Origin of the sequence: Mycolicibacter kumamotonensis (assembly GCF_002086285.1) — a bacterium.
Classification (GTDB): domain Bacteria; phylum Actinomycetota; class Actinomycetes; order Mycobacteriales; family Mycobacteriaceae; genus Mycobacterium; species Mycobacterium kumamotonense.
In genome coordinates, this window is the sequence record NZ_MVHU01000014.1 from 45,398 (window position 1) to 61,036 (window position 15,639).

Annotated in this window: 17 protein-coding genes; 8 read left to right on the forward strand and 9 right to left on the reverse strand. The window is 68.6% G+C overall.

Features of this window, described 5'->3' with window-relative positions; all coding sequences use genetic code 11:
• The first annotated feature begins 30 nt into the window (after positions 1–30).
• Positions 31–945, forward strand: a complete 915-nt coding sequence (locus BST28_RS11270; RefSeq protein ID WP_029249544.1) for a DNA-3-methyladenine glycosylase family protein — start codon at positions 31–33, stop codon at positions 943–945.
• Here the strand turns inward: BST28_RS11270 and BST28_RS11275 are convergent.
• On the reverse strand, positions 932–1,516 hold the full coding sequence (locus BST28_RS11275) for a TetR/AcrR family transcriptional regulator (protein ID WP_083081056.1): 585 nt from the start codon (positions 1,514–1,516) through the stop codon (positions 932–934). The genes BST28_RS11270 and BST28_RS11275 overlap by 14 nt on opposite strands.
• Positions 1,517–1,630: 114 nt before the next feature.
• On the opposite strand from BST28_RS11275, the gene BST28_RS11280 reads away from it, so the two are divergent.
• From BST28_RS11280 to BST28_RS11295, 4 genes are all read left to right on the forward strand, one after another.
• Positions 1,631–2,293: a TetR/AcrR family transcriptional regulator gene (locus BST28_RS11280; protein ID WP_083081059.1), complete on the forward strand. Its 663-nt coding sequence runs from the start codon at positions 1,631–1,633 to the stop codon at positions 2,291–2,293.
• A 62-nt stretch (positions 2,294–2,355) separates the two neighbouring features.
• The gene (locus tag BST28_RS11285) at positions 2,356–3,291 is read left to right on the forward strand and encodes a class I SAM-dependent methyltransferase (RefSeq protein ID WP_019736972.1); all 936 of its coding nucleotides are present in this window, start codon (positions 2,356–2,358) and stop codon (positions 3,289–3,291) included.
• An 80-nt stretch (positions 3,292–3,371) separates the two neighbouring features.
• The gene (locus BST28_RS11290) at positions 3,372–4,748 is read left to right on the forward strand and encodes an aldehyde dehydrogenase family protein (protein WP_019736973.1); all 1,377 of its coding nucleotides are present in this window, start codon (positions 3,372–3,374) and stop codon (positions 4,746–4,748) included.
• 28 nt (positions 4,749–4,776) lie between these two features.
• The gene (locus tag BST28_RS11295) at positions 4,777–5,640 is read left to right on the forward strand and encodes an SDR family oxidoreductase (RefSeq protein WP_065289090.1); all 864 of its coding nucleotides are present in this window, start codon (positions 4,777–4,779) and stop codon (positions 5,638–5,640) included.
• Between the two features lie 25 nt (positions 5,641–5,665).
• Here the strand turns inward: BST28_RS11295 and BST28_RS11300 are convergent, their stop codons facing one another.
• The 3 genes from BST28_RS11300 to BST28_RS23295 form a co-directional block, all read right to left on the reverse strand.
• Positions 5,666–7,183: a PE-PPE domain-containing protein gene (locus BST28_RS11300; protein ID WP_083081062.1), complete on the reverse strand. Its 1,518-nt coding sequence runs from the start codon at positions 7,181–7,183 to the stop codon at positions 5,666–5,668.
• A gap of 118 nt (positions 7,184–7,301) precedes the next feature.
• Positions 7,302–8,117, reverse strand: coding sequence for a tyrosine-protein phosphatase (locus BST28_RS11305; protein WP_019736976.1), 816 nt, complete (start codon positions 8,115–8,117; stop codon positions 7,302–7,304).
• Between the two features lie 122 nt (positions 8,118–8,239).
• Positions 8,240–8,383: a hypothetical protein gene (locus tag BST28_RS23295; protein ID WP_019736977.1), complete on the reverse strand. Its 144-nt coding sequence runs from the start codon at positions 8,381–8,383 to the stop codon at positions 8,240–8,242.
• A gap of 130 nt (positions 8,384–8,513) precedes the next feature.
• Between BST28_RS23295 and BST28_RS11310 the strand changes: the two genes are divergently transcribed.
• The gene (locus tag BST28_RS11310) at positions 8,514–9,161 is read left to right on the forward strand and encodes a TetR/AcrR family transcriptional regulator (protein ID WP_029249185.1); all 648 of its coding nucleotides are present in this window, start codon (positions 8,514–8,516) and stop codon (positions 9,159–9,161) included.
• A 5-nt stretch (positions 9,162–9,166) separates the two neighbouring features.
• On the opposite strand, the gene BST28_RS11315 is transcribed toward BST28_RS11310, so the two are convergent.
• Entirely contained in the window at positions 9,167–10,066 is a 900-nt protein-coding gene (locus BST28_RS11315) for an alpha/beta hydrolase (protein WP_083081064.1), read from the reverse strand.
• Between the two features lie 50 nt (positions 10,067–10,116).
• Here BST28_RS11315 and BST28_RS11320 point away from each other — a divergent pair, with 50 nt between their 5' ends.
• Entirely contained in the window at positions 10,117–11,457 is a 1,341-nt protein-coding gene (locus BST28_RS11320) for an FAD-binding oxidoreductase (protein ID WP_083081124.1), read from the forward strand.
• On the opposite strand, the gene BST28_RS11325 is transcribed toward BST28_RS11320, so the two are convergent.
• From BST28_RS11325 to BST28_RS11335, 3 genes are all read right to left on the reverse strand, one after another.
• A complete protein-coding gene (locus BST28_RS11325; RefSeq protein WP_083081067.1) occupies positions 11,458–11,991 on the reverse strand; it encodes a TetR/AcrR family transcriptional regulator in 534 nt (177 codons plus the stop codon).
• A 176-nt stretch (positions 11,992–12,167) separates the two neighbouring features.
• Positions 12,168–12,980, reverse strand: coding sequence for a thioesterase family protein (locus BST28_RS11330; RefSeq protein ID WP_019736982.1), 813 nt, complete (start codon positions 12,978–12,980; stop codon positions 12,168–12,170).
• A 14-nt stretch (positions 12,981–12,994) separates the two neighbouring features.
• Positions 12,995–13,813 (reverse strand): SMP-30/gluconolactonase/LRE family protein, encoded by an 819-nt coding sequence (locus tag BST28_RS11335; protein ID WP_029249187.1) that lies wholly within the window; start codon positions 13,811–13,813, stop codon positions 12,995–12,997.
• A gap of 128 nt (positions 13,814–13,941) precedes the next feature.
• Between BST28_RS11335 and BST28_RS11340 the strand changes: the two genes are divergently transcribed.
• A complete protein-coding gene (locus tag BST28_RS11340; RefSeq protein WP_019736984.1) occupies positions 13,942–14,853 on the forward strand; it encodes an acyl-CoA thioesterase in 912 nt (303 codons plus the stop codon).
• Here the strand turns inward: BST28_RS11340 and BST28_RS11345 are convergent.
• Positions 14,848–15,543, reverse strand: coding sequence for a DUF427 domain-containing protein (locus tag BST28_RS11345; protein WP_019736985.1), 696 nt, complete (start codon positions 15,541–15,543; stop codon positions 14,848–14,850). The two genes, BST28_RS11340 and BST28_RS11345, sit on opposite strands and share 6 nt — an antisense overlap.
• Between the last annotated feature and the right edge of the window lie 96 nt (positions 15,544–15,639).

The window sequence follows — 15,639 nt, forward strand, 5'->3', positions numbered from 1 at the left end:
ACGTGGGCCGACGGTCCCTATGATCGCCTCATCGACAGTTCCCTTCGCTGTACCGTCACATTTCCCGGCCCGGCCAGCCCAGCGGTGACGTTGGCCCCGTTGCGCCGCGGTCCCGGCGATCCCTGCCTGCAGATCATCGACGGCGCCATCTGGCGGACCAGCCTGATGCCCAGCGGGCCGGTGACGGCGCGGATCGCCCGCGCGGCGCCCGACGCGGTGGACTGCGAGGCGTGGGGTGCCGGCGCCGCCGAGTTCCTCGACGGCGCGCCGGGACTGCTGGGCGCCGATGACGACGCATCCGGCTTCGCGCCGACCGAGCCGACGGTGGCCGCCGCGCACCGGCGCCTGCCGCACCTTCGGCTGGGCCGCACCCATCGAGTGCTCGAAGCGCTCATCCCGGCCGTCCTCGAACAGCGGGTGCCGGGCGCCGATGCGTTCCGGGCCTGGCGGCTGCTGGTCACCGAGTTCGGTGCGCCGGCGCCAGGCCCGGCACCGGTGCGGATGCGGGTGCCGCCGTCGGCCGAGGTGTGGTGCAGCATCCCGTCGTGGACATTCCACCGCGCCAACGTCGACGGCGGCCGCGCCCGCACCGTCGTCGGCTGCGCGCAGCGGGCGGCGTCGCTGGAACGGCTGGTGAACCGGTCGGCGGACGAGGCGCGGGCGGCGCTGATGTCGCTGCCCGGCGTCGGCGTGTGGACCGCTGCGGAGACGGCGCAGCGCGCCTTCGGCGACCCCGACGCGGTCTCGGTCGGCGACTACCACGTCGCGAAGATGATCGGCTGGACGCTGCTGGGCCATCCGATCGACGACGACGCCATGCTCGAGTTGCTGGAGCCGATGCGGCCTCATCGGCACCGGGTGGTGCGATTGCTCATCGAAAGTGGGCTGGCGGTCGAACCGCGGCGCGGGCCGCGGCTGGCGGTGCAGCGCATCAGCTCGCTGTGAACGGCGGAACGGCGGTGCTCGCGTCCGCGAATCGGCCCGAGTCGAGAGCCTCCAGTAACTGGCCGGATATCCACTCGATCGCGGCGCTGTCGCGCGGTAGCAGCGCCTGCTCGTATCCGATCAGCAGATACATCCCCCAACTGGCGAACAGGTGCGCTTGACGGTTGTCGCCCAGCACCTGTACCGCCGACTCGTAGAGGATGTCGAAACGTTGCCGGTCGACCTCGGCCTGCACGGCGTGCACCGCCGGATCCGCCGAACTCCAGGCCCGGATCGCGGCCTCCGCACCGTGCGGCAGTGCCAGGCCGATCTGGATCAGGCTGTCGAGGCGTTCCCGCGGGTCCGGCATGGCCCGGACGAATTCCACGTGCTGGACGGTGCGCGCCTCCAGCCAGTGCTGAATCAGGTCGCGGGTGTAGACCGGCCAACTGGCGAAGTAGTGGTAGAACGAGCCCGTCGTCACCCCGAGCCGATTGCACACTTCGGCCAGCTTCAGGCCGCCGTAGCCCAGTTCGGACAGCACATCGAGACCTGTCTCGAAATACGCCTGTCGGGAAAGGACCGCGCCCATAAGTCGACTTTAGTTCGCTGGGTCCCCGCTGGGTACTCACCACGGGATACAGAAGTGAATGATCGTAATGAGGAATTTACCGACGGGTAATCGCTCTGGTGTTAGAATTTCCCAATGGAGGAAATCGCGTTTCCACGGCTCGGGCGGCCGCGCGGCGCCCGGTCGAACGTGACCCGGGAACGCATCGTCGTCGCTGCCAGCGGTGTCTTCGGTGAGCTCGGCTATCACGCGGCGACGTTTCAGGCCGTTGCCGCTCGCGCGCATCTGACCCGCCCGGCGATCAACCACTACTTCGCGAACAAGCAATTGCTGTACCAGGCGGTGCTGAACCGCAACGAGTCGATCCTCGACAACGCCGTCGAGCTGGCGCGCATGGAGAACGGTCTGATCGCACGACTGTCCTCGGTCATCTACGCGTTTGCCCAACTCGGCGAAGAGAATCGCACCGCCGCGGCCTTCGCCGTCACCGCGGTGCTGGACGCCCAGCGGGACCCGGAACTGCGGCTGTTGGTAGGCGACCTGCAGGGGCCCACCCGGCAGTTTCTCACCGAGTCGCTCACCGAAGCCATCAAGCGGGGAGAACTCGTCACCACGGCGACGATCGAGGACCTGACCGAGACGCTGTTGGCCCTGGTGTGGGGGATCGGGTTCTATATCGCCGCCCTGGGCGACCGCGACGAGTCGGCCGCGGTGATCGCCAACATGCAGGCGCTGCTGGCGAACCGGCTCTGGCAACTTCGGTCGCCGGCGCCACGGGCCGCCGAAAACGGTGAATAGGTTGCCTAACTTTTTTCGGTAGCATGGCTTGCGACGGCGACACCGAGCAAGCGAGGTAACCGATGAGTTCACTGCGTACCCATGACGACACCTGGGACATCGCCACCAGCGTCGGCTCGACGGCGGTGATGGTGGCTGCTGCCCGCGCGGTCGAAAGCGACAGCCCCGAGCCGTTGATCTCCGATCCGTACGCCAGGCTTCTGGTTGCCGAGGCCGGCACCGGAGTGTGGGAGACGCTGCTCGACGACTCACTGAGCGACAAGCTGGACGCCGTGGACCCCGAGATCGCCGCGGTCTATCACCACATGCGCAACTACCAGGCGGTCCGGACGCACTTCTTCGACGCCTACTTCGCCGCAGCCATTGACGCCGGCATCCGCCAAATGGTCATCCTGGCCTCGGGCCTGGACTCAAGGGCCTACCGGCTGGACTGGCCGGGCGACACCACGGTCTATGAGATCGACCAGCCGAAGGTCTTGGCCTACAAGGAGGCCACGCTGGCCGCTCACGACGTGACGCCGTCGGTGCGGCGGCGCGCGGTGCCCATAGACCTGCGACAGGACTGGCCCGCCGCGTTGGCCGCCGCCGGGTTCGACCCGGCGGTCCCGACGGCATGGCTGGCAGAGGGGCTGCTGATGTATCTGCCCGCCGAGGGTCAGGACCGGCTGTTCGACCAGATCACCGCGCTCAGTGCCCCCGGAAGCCGGATCGCGGCGGAGACCGCGGCCAACCACGCCGATGAGCGGCGCCAGGAGATGGCGGACCGGTTCAAGAAGGTCGCCGAGCAGATCGGCCTGGAGCAGACCGTGGACGTGCAGGATCTGATCTACCACGACGAGAACCGGGCCGCGGTCACCGAATGGCTCAACGGGCACGGCTGGACTGCCACCGCCCAGCACTCCCTTGAGGAGATGCGCCGGTTGGGCCGGTGGACGGACGTGCCGATGAGCGATGACGCGGACGCGTTCGCGGAGTTCGTCACCGCGGTGCGCTGCTGACCCGGCGGATCCGACCGGGCGGCCCCTTTCTTGCGCGGATCTCGGGGCATGACCGGCGCCTCAACGGTAGGAATGGGACCATGACCACTACTACCGGCGTCGCCGATATCGTCACCAGACTCCGCGACACCTTCGCCACCGGGCGCACGCGCGACGTGCAATGGCGACGCACCCAGTTGCACCGCCTCGAGCAGATGATGACCGAGAACGAGGCGCAGATCGCCGCGGCGCTGGCCGCCGACCTCGACCGCAAGCCGTTCGAGGCCTGGCTGGCCGACAGCGCGGGCACCGCAGCGGAGGCCCGCTATGCGGCCAAACACGTCAAGAAGTGGATGCGGCGCAAGTACCGGCTCCTCGAGCTGGCCCAGCTTCCCGGCCGCGGTTGGGTGGAGTACGAGCCGTACGGCACGGTACTGATCATCGGCGCCTGGAATTTCCCGTTCTATCTGACCCTGGGCCCGCTGGTGGGCGCCATCGCCGCCGGAAACACGGCGGTGCTCAAGCCATCCGAGATCGCCCCCGCCTCGTCTCAGCTGATGGCGGAGATGGTGCCGCGCTACCTGGATACCGAGGCGATCGTGGTGGTCGAGGGCGACGGAGCGGTCAGCCAGGAGCTGATCGCGCAGGGTTTCGACCGGGTGATGTTCACCGGCGGAACCGAGATCGGACGCAAGATCATGGCCAGTGCGGCCGAACACCTGACCCCGGTGACGCTGGAACTGGGCGGCAAGAGTCCGTGCATCGTGGCCGCCGACGCCGACATCGATGTCGCGGCCAAGCGGATCGCCTGGACCAAACTGCTCAACGCGGGCCAGACCTGCGTCGCGCCGGACTACGTGTTGGCCGACATCACGATCCGCGATGAGCTGGTCGCCGCGATCGGCCGGGCCATCACCGACTTCCGGGCGCAAGAGCCGCACGGCATGCGCATCGTCAACGACCGTCAATTCGACCGTCTCACAAGCTATTTGGCCAGTACCAGCGGAACGGTGGCGCTCGGCGGCGGCTCGGACCCCGCGACACTGCGGATCGAACCGACCGTGGTCGTCGACCCCGACCCGTCCGAGGCGTTGATGACCAACGAGATCTTCGGGCCGATTCTGCCGGTGATCTCCGTCGGCTCCGTCGACGACGCGATCCGTTTCGTCAACGCCCGCCCCAAGCCGCTGGCGGCCTACCTGTTCACCAAGACCCGTGCGGTGCGCGAGAAGGTGATCAACCAGGTGCCCTCCGGTGGCATGCTGGTCAACCACCTGGTGTTCCAGGTGTCCACCGCCAAGCTGCCCTTCGGCGGAGTCGGACCGTCCGGGATGGGGGCCTACCACGGTCGGTGGGGCTTCGAGGAGTTCAGCCACCGCAAGGCCGTGCTGACCAAGCCGACCCGACCCGACCTGGCGCGCCTGATCTATCCCCCGTATACAGATAAGGCCTGGAAGTTGGCGCGTCGCCTGTTCTAGCGTGCGATCGAATCGAGGAAGGAAGCTTATGCCCGGAGTGCAGGATCGTGTTGTCGTCGTCACCGGGGCCGGTGGAGGCTTGGGCCGTGAATACGCCCTGACCTTGGCCCGCGAGGGGGCCAGTGTGGTGGTCAACGATCTCGGTGGTGCCCGGGACGGCACCGGAGCCGGCCACAACATGGCCGACCAGGTGGTCGCCGAGATCAAAGAGGCCGGCGGCCGGGCCGTCGCCAACTACGACAGTGTCGCCGACGCCGACGGTGCGGCCAACATCATCAAGACCGCGATCGACGAGTTCGGCAAGGTCGACGGCGTGGTCAGCAACGCCGGCATCCTGCGCGACGGCACCTTCCACAAGATGACCTTCGAGAACTGGAACGCCGTGCTGCAGGTGCACCTCTACGGCGGGTACAACGTGGTCCGGGCCGCCTGGCCGCACTTCCGCGAGCAGAGCTACGGCCGGGTCGTGGTCGCCACCTCCACCAGTGGATTGTTCGGCAACTTCGGGCAGGCCAACTACGGGGCCGCCAAGCTCGGCCTGGTCGGCATGATCAACACCCTGGCCATCGAGGGCGCCAAGTACAACATCAAGGCCAACGCGATCGCCCCGATCGCCGCCACGCGGATGACCGAGGACATCTTGCCGCCGGAGGTGCTGGAGAAGCTCAAGCCCGAGTACGTCGCGCCGGTGGTCGCCTACCTGTGCACCGAAGAGGTCGCCGAGACCGGCTCGGTGTTCATCGCCGGCGGCGGCAAGGTGCAGCGGGCGGCGCTGTTCGAGAACGCCGGCGCCAGCTTCGAGAGCCCGCCGTCGGTCGATGACGTCGCCGCCCAGTGGTCGACCATCGCCGACCTGTCGGCGGCCAAGGCGGCCAGCTTCTCGCTGCAGTAGTGGCCGGTCGCCGGCCTCGGGCCGCTCAGAAGCCCAGGCCGGCGAACGCGGCGTTGATCTCCGAGATCGTGTTCGTGATCAGCTGAACCTCGAAACCGGCCGCCAGCGTGTAGATCGCGGTGTTGGCCGCGAATGGCAGACCGAATGCGTCGAGCAGATCACCGCTCTGCAGGTTGGCGGTGAACAGGCTGAGGTCGTAGGACGGCACGCTGGTGAGCAGGGCGTTGACGATGTCCGAGGTCCCCGACAGCGCGCCGTTGATCGCCGAGGTAGCGCTGGTGAAGGCGTCGATGATGTCGGACAACGACGGCAGGGTCGTCATCGCGGTGTGGGTGACGGCGTCGGAGACCGCGGGGGAGAACGCCGCCATCAGCGCCGCCGGATCGGCCAGGTCACCCTGGAACGCCTGCCAGCCCTGCTCGAGCCGGTCGACGAGATCGTTGAACACCGTCGTCGGGTCGACGTCGGGGAACAGCCCGAACGGGGTGGCTACGTTGGCCGGTGCGGTCGAGTATCCGAAGTCGCCGTCGCCGTAGCCGAGGTTGATCAGGTACGTCAGGGCCGGGCCGAGCAGGTCCTGCAACGGTTTCGGTAGCAGCGCCACCAGTGGTGCGGTCTGATCGATCATGTAGTAATTGGTGAGGCTGTCGGATGTTCCGAGGTCCGCCGAACCCGGCAGGAGTGTCGCGTTGGCGATCTGCTCGGGTGTCGGGCCGCTGCCGTCCACGCCCCCGTTCAGGTAGGTGCCATGGATCTGCCGGATGCCGAGGAAGGCGTTCAGGTCGGCCAGGAAGTTCAACGGGTAGCGGGGGAAGTCGGTGAAGCCGTCGTACTCCATCGAGTAGATGGAGGTGCGGAACGCATCGGCCGGGGTCGAGCCGTCGAAGCTGAAGCCCAGGCTCGGCAGGTTCAGCGGCAGGTCGTGCGTTTCTCCCGATGTCGTCTCGTAGCCGCTGAAGCGCTCGAGAATGCCGCCGTTGGGTGCGCTGGGGTCGCCGATCAGCAGGAACTGCACCGGCGAACCGCCGAGGCCTTCCGCTTGCAGCTTCTCCATCTCCAGGCTTGCGATCGTCGCGCTCTGCGAGTACCCGAACACGGTGGTGGTGGCGCCGGCCGCATTGTTGGCCTTGATCCAGTCATCCAGGATCGTGAGGCCCTGACCCACCGAGGTGGTCTGGGAGGGAAAACCGCTGGCATCGTTGGGGTAGTTGAAGCGCAACACGTTGATGCCGTCGAGCGGATAAAGCCCCTCCGGCGTGAAGACGCCGTTCGCGAGCACACCGGGGTAGGTGGTGCCGGGGTAGACGGGGTGCAGCGGATTGTCGATATAGAGCTGGTCGGCGGCCTGCACATAGCCGGACCCGGGGATCGGGATGCCGCTGCCGCCGATCACCAGCCCGATCGACGGATCGGCGGGATCACCGGCCATCAGGCGCACGGCCCGAGCCTGAACGTCCGGTGGTGCTATCGGGCTGACCGCGACCATGCCCGCGCCGATCATGGCGCAGCCGATCACTGCATAGGGGCGATGTGCAAATTTCATGAGAAACCCCCTAGACGAGCCTCGGGATCGACGTTAACTTTCCCGTCAGTCGATGGCAAGGGAAATTTCCGGTTGGCGCGCCCTACCTCCGAGCGTGACCGAGGCATCGCGGAGGCTGTCAGCCGAGCAGTGCGGTGCGCAGGCCCTCCCGATCGGCGTCAAGGACACCGCAGGCGTGCAGGAAGCCGTCCAGCGAGCCGAAGTTCCGCTCGATCGACTCGTGGGCGGCCTCCAGGTAGTCGGCGCGCACACCGAGCACCTCGTCGGAGAGCCGGGCCTCGGTGAAGGTCAGCACCTCCGGGGTGATCTCGCTCTCCGGGCGCCGCCGGATCATGTCCATGATCCGGTCCCGCAGGATCGGTACCGCGGTGTTGCTGCGTAGGTAGTCGGCCAGCACCGCATCCCGCTCCACCCCGGCCGCCTGCAGCACCACCGCGACGACGAAGCCGGTGCGGTCCTTACCGGCGAAACAGTGCGCCAGCACCGGCCGGCCCGCCGCCAACAGTGACACCACCCGCTGCACCGCCCGCCGGGATCCGCCGAGGGTGGGAAAACGCCGGTACTCCTTGAGCATGTACTGGGCCGCGACGTCGGCCGCCGAGTCGGCGTCGGGCTTCTCGGCCATCATCTTGCGGAAGGCGTCCTCGTGCGGCGAGTAGCTGTCGGGCGACTGGTCGCCGGCCAGGTCGGGGAAGGGCAGCAGGTGCACATCGACGCCGTCGGGCACCAGGCCGGGCCCGCGACGCGTCACCTCCCGTGGCGATCGCAGGTCCGCGACGTCGGAGACTCCGATCCGCAGCAGCTCTTCGCGGCCGCGATCGTCGAGGCGGCTCAGCTCGCTGGACCGGAACAGCCGGCCCGGGCGCAGCACGCCGGTGGTCTGGGAAACGTCGCGAAAATTCCACGCCCCGGGCAGTTCCGGCTGGGAGGTCACCTGGCCACGATAAGACACCGGGCCGGCGGCCCCGGCGGGGCAGTGCCCCGCCAACGGGAGGTGGCCCCCAGCAAAGAGCCCCCGATCCGGGGCGGATCGGGGGCCGTGCGTCGGGCTGCGGACTAGATCGGCGGGTAGTTCTGCGGGGGGTAGCCGCCGCCGCCGTCGACACCGCGCAAGCCCCAGGTGAGGTACTTGAAGAAGAACTCGGCTTCATCGGTCAGCTCGTAATCCGGATTCGGATCGTAACCGTAACCAGGACCCATATCATCAACCCCTCAAGTTGGATTGCACCAGTTTAGTCGCCTCGTCAACGGTCCGACAGCGGTCTGCATAGAATCCTTCCAACCAGTTGATTGAGACCGGATGACTCCGGCGGTCGAATAGCGAGTGCACATGCCAAACGACAAGGGCGGGTCGGGGAACTCTGCCCAGGGTCCCTCCCGCCGCGAGGAGCTGCTCGCGGTCGCCACCAAGCTCTTCGCCGCCCGCGGCTACCACGGCACCCGCATGGACGACGTCGCCGACGTGGTCGGCCTGAACAAGGCGACCGTCTACCACTATTACGCGAGCAAGTCGCTGATCCTCTACGACATCTACCAGCAGGCCGCGGAACGCACGCTGGCCGCCGTACATGACGACCCGTCCTGGACCGCCCGCGAGGCGCTGTACCAGTACACGGTGCGCCTGCTCGACCAGATCGCCGCCAACCCGGAGGGCGCGGCGGTCTACTTCCAGGAGCAGCCCTACATCACCGAGTGGTTCACCGACGAACAGGTCGCCGAGGTCCGGGAGAAGGAGACCCAGGTCTACGAGCACGTGCACGGCCTGATCGACCGGGGTATCGACAGCGGCGAGTTCTACCAGTGCGACTCACATGTGCTGGCGCTCGGCTACATCGGGATGACGCTGGGGGCCTACCGCTGGCTGCGGCCCAGCGGCCGGCGCAGCGCCAAGGAGATCGCCGCGGAGTTCAGTACCGCACTGCTGCGCGGCCTGATCCGCGAAGAGAAGATCCGGGTCGAATCCCCGTTGGGGGTGTAGGCGGTTCAGGCCCCGGCCGTTTTGAGGTTGCGGTCCAGGAAATCCAGCTGGTCGGCGACGACCCGCTCGAAGGCGTCGCCGACGTAGATGTCGAAGTGCCCCTCGTCATACCGCTTGACCGTGCCGCGGGGTGCCCGGGCGGCATAGCGCAGCGTCGGGCCCGCCGGGGCGACCGAGTCGCGATCGCAGACGCAGAACAGGATCGGGCACGCCACCTTGGCCGCCAGCCGGCCCGGCCGGTAGGCGATGATCTTCATCCCCAGCCGGGCGGCGATCTCGTTGCGCACGGTCTGACCCTCCGGGACCAGCCGCAGGTAGCCCGGGTAGGAGTCCGGCGTGGTCATCAGCGCGACCTCGCCGGGGCGGCCGGCGGTGGCCACCATCACCGGCGGATTGCCGAGCCGGGCCGCGGCCAGGTCACGCAGGGCCAGCAGGCTGACCCGCGGGAGGGTCAGCGGCGGGATGGTGCGCGCCGAGGCGATCCCGTCGGTGAACGGGCACTGCGCCACCACCGCCGCCACCGGTAGCCGCGCCGCGGTGGCGATGACGTGCCCGCCGCTGAACGAGGTGCCCCACAAGCCGATCCGGGCCGGGTCGATTCCGGCCAGGGTGTGCGCGAAGTCGACCGCCGCGGCCCAGTCGGCCAGCTGCAGGCCCACGTCGAGCAGCTGGCGCGGCGCCCCACCGCTGGCACCGAAGTTGCGGTAGTCGAAGACCAGGCAGGCGTAACCGGCCGCGGCGAACCGCTCGGCGTAGGCGTCCAGCCGCATGGTTCGCACCGCACCTAGTCCGTGCGCCATGACCAGCAGCGGTGCCCCGTTCGGGCCGGTGTCGTCGGGCCGGTACAGCCACGCGCTGACGGAGTCGTTGCCGGATCGGAAGGTGACGTCTTCACGGGAAGCCATACGGAGAAAGGTAGCGCGGCGTGTGGTAGACCGGGGCGGTGACAGCGAGCCTGCTGCAGAGCCTGGCCGATGTGGTGGGACCCGCCCATGTCACCGACGACCCCGACGTGCTGGCCGGACGCAGCGTCGACTACACCGGCCGCTACCGGGGCCGGGCCGGCGCGCTGGTGCGGCCGGGATCCTCCGACGAGGTCGCCGCGGTGCTGCGGGTCTGCCGGGACGACGGTGCGCATGTCACCGTCCAGGGCGGGCGTACCTCGCTGGTGGCCGGCACCGTCCCCGAACACGATGACGTGTTGCTGTCCACCGAGCGGCTGAACGCCATCGCCGAGGTCGACGCGAAAGAGCGTCGGGTCAGCGTGGGCGCAGGCGCCACACTCGCGGCGGTGCAGCATGCCGCCGCCGCAGCCGGCCTGCTGTTCGGGGTCGACCTGACCGCCCGCGACACCGCAACCGTCGGCGGGATGGCCTCGACCAACGCCGGCGGGCTGGCGACCGTGCATTACGGCAACATGGCCGAGCAGGTTCTCGGGGTCGAGGTGGCGCTGCCCGACGGCTCGCTACTGCGCCGGCACAGCCGGGTGCGCGCCGACAACACCGGCTACAACCTGCCGGCACTGTTCGTCGGCGCCGAGGGCACCCTGGGCGTCATCACCGGCCTGGACCTCAGATTGCGCCCGGTGCCGGCGCACCGGGTCACCGCGGTCTGCGGCTTCACCGGGCTCGCTGCCCTGGTTGATGCCGCCCGAGTCTTCCGTGATCTGGACGGCATCGCGACGCTGGAGCTGATCGACGCGCGCGTCGCCGCGCTCACCGCAGAGCGGCTCGGGGTCGCTGCGCCGGTGGGCGGCGACTGGCTGCTGCTGGTGGAGCTGGCCGGCGACACCGACCAGACCGATCGGCTCTTCGGCCTGCTCGAGCAGGTGTCACCCGGCGACGAGCCGGCGGTCGGCGTCGACACCGCCACCCGGCAGCGGCTCTGGCGGGTCCGCGAGGCGGTCGCCGACGTGCTGGGGGCGTTCGGCCCACCGTTGAAGTTCGACGTCTCGCTGCCGTTGGCCGCGGTGGCCCGGTTCGCCGCGGCGGCGGGCACCGTGGTGGGCCGGCACGCACCGGAGGCGCTGCCGGTGCTGTTCGGCCATATCGGTGAGGGCAACCTGCACCTGAACGTGCTGCGCTGCTCGGCGGAGGCCGAACCCGGGCTGTACGCGGCGATGATGGAGCTCATCGCGGAGTGCGGCGGCAATGTCAGTTCTGAACACGGGGTCGGCAGCCGCAAGCGGCCCTACCTGTCGATGTCGCGCGGGCCGGCCGATATCGCCGCGATGCGCACGGTCAAAGCCGCGTTCGATCCGACCGGTTACCTCAACGCCGCCGTGCTCTTCGACTAGCTAGCGGTGCTTGATTCCCACCGCCTGGCGCAGCTGGGCGAGGAACTGGTCCGAGTCGTCACTGCGAATGATGTAGTGCGAGATGGCAATCCGGATGGCCGCCGCCGCCTTCACCGCGGCATCCGGACCGGTCAGCATCCGCTGCAGCCCCTCACGCATCGGGACGATGATCCGGGAGAAGTCGCCGAGCACGTGCTTGGGTTCGATGTCGATCATCCGGACGCCGGTGGAGGAGTGCTGGTAGTCGACGATGAAACGCAGTGCGGCATCGAGTTTTTCGGTGCCCTTCAGGCCTTCGGTGGCCTTGCTGAGGCCGCTATCGAAGATGTGCCGCTCGTAACGGGAGAACGCCGAAACCAGTTCCTCTTTCGACGGGAACCACCGGTACAGGGTGGGGCGTGACACCCCGGCCTGGGTGGCCACCTCGGACAGGCTGAGCTTGGTCAGTCCGTTGCGGCCGAGGACTTCGGCGGTGGCCGCAAGGATCCGCTGCCGGGTCGAACTGTCGGGGCCGTCCTCGGCGCTGCGGGTCATACCGGAGACTTTACAAAAAATAGTGTGAGTGTCACGCGGGTTGGGTGCCTGGCCATCGTTCCTCACCGTCGCGGGGCCGCACGGGATGGGGCGGTAGGGCAATTATCGGCACCGATTCGCCACAAGTCACGTCCGCGCCGCGTCGCGTGTCGGCGCGGGCACCGCCGGATCGGCCGCTACCGCCGCCGCACCAGCACCGATTGCTGAATGCCGGCCACCGCTCCGTGCTCGTCGAACAGGGTGCCGATGGTCGTTCCGATACCGTCCGGCCCGTAGCTGGTCTCGGCGCGGATCCCGATCCACTCGCCGTCGGGAATCCGGTGGATGTGCACGACCAGGTCCGTGTTGAGAAACGTCCACCTGCTGATGTCGAGTTTGGTGCCCACGCCGTTGGCGTCGTCGGCCACCGCGAACAGTCGCTGCAGCGGGGACATCTCCTCGTCGGCCACCACGGTCACGATCGGGGAGATCCAGGCCTCGCCGGCGCCGGGGGCGAGCGGTGTGGTCAGCCAGCGCCAGTCCAGGCTGTGCACGTAATTGCGGTCCCACTGCGCGTGCATGTTGTTGCTGCGCGCCTCGCTGACCGGCCGCAGCGGGGGAGCCGTGGCGTGCCTGACCTCACCGGTGTCCACGGTCTGCAGCCGCCAGCCGGACGCGCGGGCGACAGGCCGGGGACGTTGGTCAGGACCCGGCGCCAGCATCTCGGCGCTGATGAGTTCGATCTGCTTGCCGGCCCGCTCGACCTGCGCGCGGACCCACAGCGCACCCTCGGCGGGAACCGGGCCCAACAGGTCGATGGCGACGCGGCTCAGCCGGGTGGCGTCGCGGGCCTCGTGGCGCTCCAGTGCACGCACCAGCAGCGCCGAAACCGGTGCGGCGTGCTGGATCTGGGCCGACCAGGTGCCGCGCACCAGATCGGTGGCGCAGAACTTCTCGCCCCGCGGGTCGGCGGCGTCAAGCAGTTGGTAGTAGGAGTCGGTCGTATCCACGTGTCGGTTCCCGGTCAGGGCAGCCCGGCGCCGGGTATCTCCACGGTCACCATGTCCACGCGCGATTCGCGGGTCCCGATCAGCCGCTTGGGGTAGGCGCCGGTGCTCGACAGCAAGAACAGGGTGCGGCGCGTGGGCCCGCCCAGTGCGCAGGCGATCGCGGCCCGGTCGCCCACCGTGATGCGGTGGGTGACGGTGCCCCCCTGCGTCACGCGCTCGAACTGGTGGGCCAGCGTCATCGACGTCCAGACTCCTCCGGCCGCGTCGAGCGCGATGCCGTCGGGCGGCCCGTCGAGGGCGTCGGCGAAGATCCTGCGGTCGGTCAGTCCGCCGTCGGCGCCGATCGTGAACGCCGTGAGCCGGCGGCCCATCGATTCGGCGACGATCAGGGTGGCGCCGTCGCCGGTGATCACCATGCCGTTGGGAAAGTCGAGATCCGTGGCGACGGTATGCACGCCTCCGTCCGGGTCGACCCGCACGATCACGCCGCCGGTGTAGGCCTGCGAACCGATGTAGCTGCGCCCGGCCGCGTCGACCACCATGTCGCCGAGGTCGGCGGGCACGTACTCGCCGAGGTCGGCCACCACGGTGACCGTGTCACCGTCGTAGCAGAGAACCTGGCGGTTCTCGGCGGACGCGATCACCAGCGAACCGTCCGGCCGGAAGCCCAACCCGGTCGGGGTGTGCCCGGGCAGCGGCACCGTCGTCATCGAGCCCCTCAGGTCAACGGTGTGGACCGCCTCGCCGAGCATGTCGGAGAACCACAGCAGGCCCTCGAACCAGCGCGGACCTTCACCGAAGCAGAAGCCGCCGGCCAACGGTGCCGGAGTCAGCCCGGCCGCCGCGGCGCCGGGTCCCGAGCATGTTTCCGCGATGCTCAACACTGTCGTCCTCCTGTTCGCGGTCGTGGACGCAACCCAGCCCACTTTACAAAACATGAGGGAAATGTCACGCTCGCGGAATGGCAGAGACTTCCGCAAGGACCGGTACCGCCGAAGGCGTCTCCCCGACCACGCACTGGTCGGTCAGCGGCCTGCTGGATCTGTTCGAGGTGAGAAGGGACGGTCCGGACCGGTTCACCGGCGCGACCGGCCTCGCCGCCGACGACGAACGGCAGGTGGTGGAGGGCACCCAGCTGCTGGCGCAGGCCATCGTCGGGGCGGCGAGACGCTTCGCCGACAAGTCCATCCGTTCAGTGCACGCCGTGTTCGCCCGGGCGGTGCTGGTGGGGGCGCCGGCGGAGTACGCCATCGACGTGGTCAGCGAGGGCCGCTCGACGGCCACCGCGGTCATTTCGGTGCTGCAGAACGGCAAGCGCTGCGCGACCATGACGGTGCTCGCCGACGTCCCGTCGGCCGATGTCATCACCCACCACCTGCCGCGCCCGGACGTCGCCTCCCCCGCGCAGGCCAACCCCTGCGAGATGGCGATGGAGGGGCGCCAGGTGCGCCTGGTCGACGTCGTCGACGTCAACAGCCCCGATGAGGTGGGGCCACCCGAGCTCTACGCCTGGCTGCACTACGATCCCATTCCCGCTCGCGAGGACCTCGCCAAGGCGTTGATCGCTTATTTCACCGGGCATTTGGGCATCTCGACCACCATGCGCGCGCACGCCGGCATCGGCACCAGCCAGTCGCATCTGACCGTCTCCACCGCACCGATGACCGTCACGGTGAGTTTCCACGAGCCGGTGCGCTGGGATGGCTGGATTCTCTACGGGCACGAGAGCACCCAGGTCGGAGCGGGCATGTCCTATGTCCGCGGGACCGTGCACACCGAAGAGGGCGAACTGCTCGCCTCCTTCGCCCAGGACGGCCTCATTCGCCCGCTGCGCACCAGCGACAACAAGATCAGCGAACACGCGCGGCTATAGCGCGCGGGGATCGACGGGCGCCGGCAGTGCCGCGAAGCCGTCGACAAGGGTCATGTCGAAACTGAAAAACCCTGCGATCTGCCGACTTTCGGGCAGCGGAGCCGGATAGCTCCATGCCACGTTCTCGACGACGGTCGTGCCGACGACCGCGGACCAGTAGCTCGCGTGGCCCTTGTAGTTGCAGTAGGTCGAGGTCGCCGACGCCCGCAGCAGATCGGTGCGGACGAATTCCGGGGCGACGTACAGCCGTGGCTCCAGGGCGGTCTCGAACACGATCACCGTGTCATCGGTGTCCACCAGCGGTACGCCGGCGACCTCGACGCGCAGCGTGCGCCGGGTGGGCCGGCAGTCGACCCGGTGATACGGGTTGGGCGGATAGTGCACGAGTTGCCGGCCCTCTTCGAACCAGCTGTCCACTGCATCCCAGGGGATTTGGACGAACCCGGGCGCCTCCGGCACGGCGTGGTGCGGCAGATCGCCGACCGCATCGAGCGGGAAGGCGTAGCCGAGCGGCTGACCGCGGCGGTGCACCAGCAGGACGCGTTCGGTATCCAGCACGGTGCGATCAGCGCGGACCGCCTGTACCCGGCGCGGGTGCGGCTCGACATACACCAGGTCCGTCGTGATCTCCGGAGCGAACCAGCCGGCCCGCTCGGTGCTGAGGGGGCCGTGCCCGGCGACCAGACTCACTTCGCCCCACCCCTTTCCCTTAGCGCGCGGCGCGGCCGTGCCATCAATTCGTGACTTTACAACTTCGGCGCCAACTGTAATATCTCCCAGAGTTGG

Coding starts and splice junctions, on each gene's coding strand:
- BST28_RS11285 (WP_019736972.1), top strand. CDS start 2,356: ATGAGTTCACTGCGTACCCATGACGACACCTGGGACATCGCCACCAGC.
- BST28_RS11295 (WP_065289090.1), top strand. CDS start 4,777: ATGCCCGGAGTGCAGGATCGTGTTGTCGTCGTCACCGGGGCCGGTGGA.
- BST28_RS11290 (WP_019736973.1), top strand. CDS start 3,372: ATGACCACTACTACCGGCGTCGCCGATATCGTCACCAGACTCCGCGAC.
- BST28_RS11275 (WP_083081056.1), bottom strand. CDS start 1,516: ATGGGCGCGGTCCTTTCCCGACAGGCGTATTTCGAGACAGGTCTCGAT.
- BST28_RS11340 (WP_019736984.1), top strand. CDS start 13,942: ATGGCAGAGACTTCCGCAAGGACCGGTACCGCCGAAGGCGTCTCCCCG.
- BST28_RS23295 (WP_019736977.1), bottom strand. CDS start 8,383: ATGGGTCCTGGTTACGGTTACGATCCGAATCCGGATTACGAGCTGACC.
- BST28_RS11310 (WP_029249185.1), top strand. CDS start 8,514: ATGCCAAACGACAAGGGCGGGTCGGGGAACTCTGCCCAGGGTCCCTCC.
- BST28_RS11325 (WP_083081067.1), bottom strand. CDS start 11,991: ATGACCCGCAGCGCCGAGGACGGCCCCGACAGTTCGACCCGGCAGCGG.
- BST28_RS11280 (WP_083081059.1), top strand. CDS start 1,631: ATGGAGGAAATCGCGTTTCCACGGCTCGGGCGGCCGCGCGGCGCCCGG.
- BST28_RS11300 (WP_083081062.1), bottom strand. CDS start 7,183: ATGAAATTTGCACATCGCCCCTATGCAGTGATCGGCTGCGCCATGATC.
- BST28_RS11315 (WP_083081064.1), bottom strand. CDS start 10,066: ATGGCTTCCCGTGAAGACGTCACCTTCCGATCCGGCAACGACTCCGTC.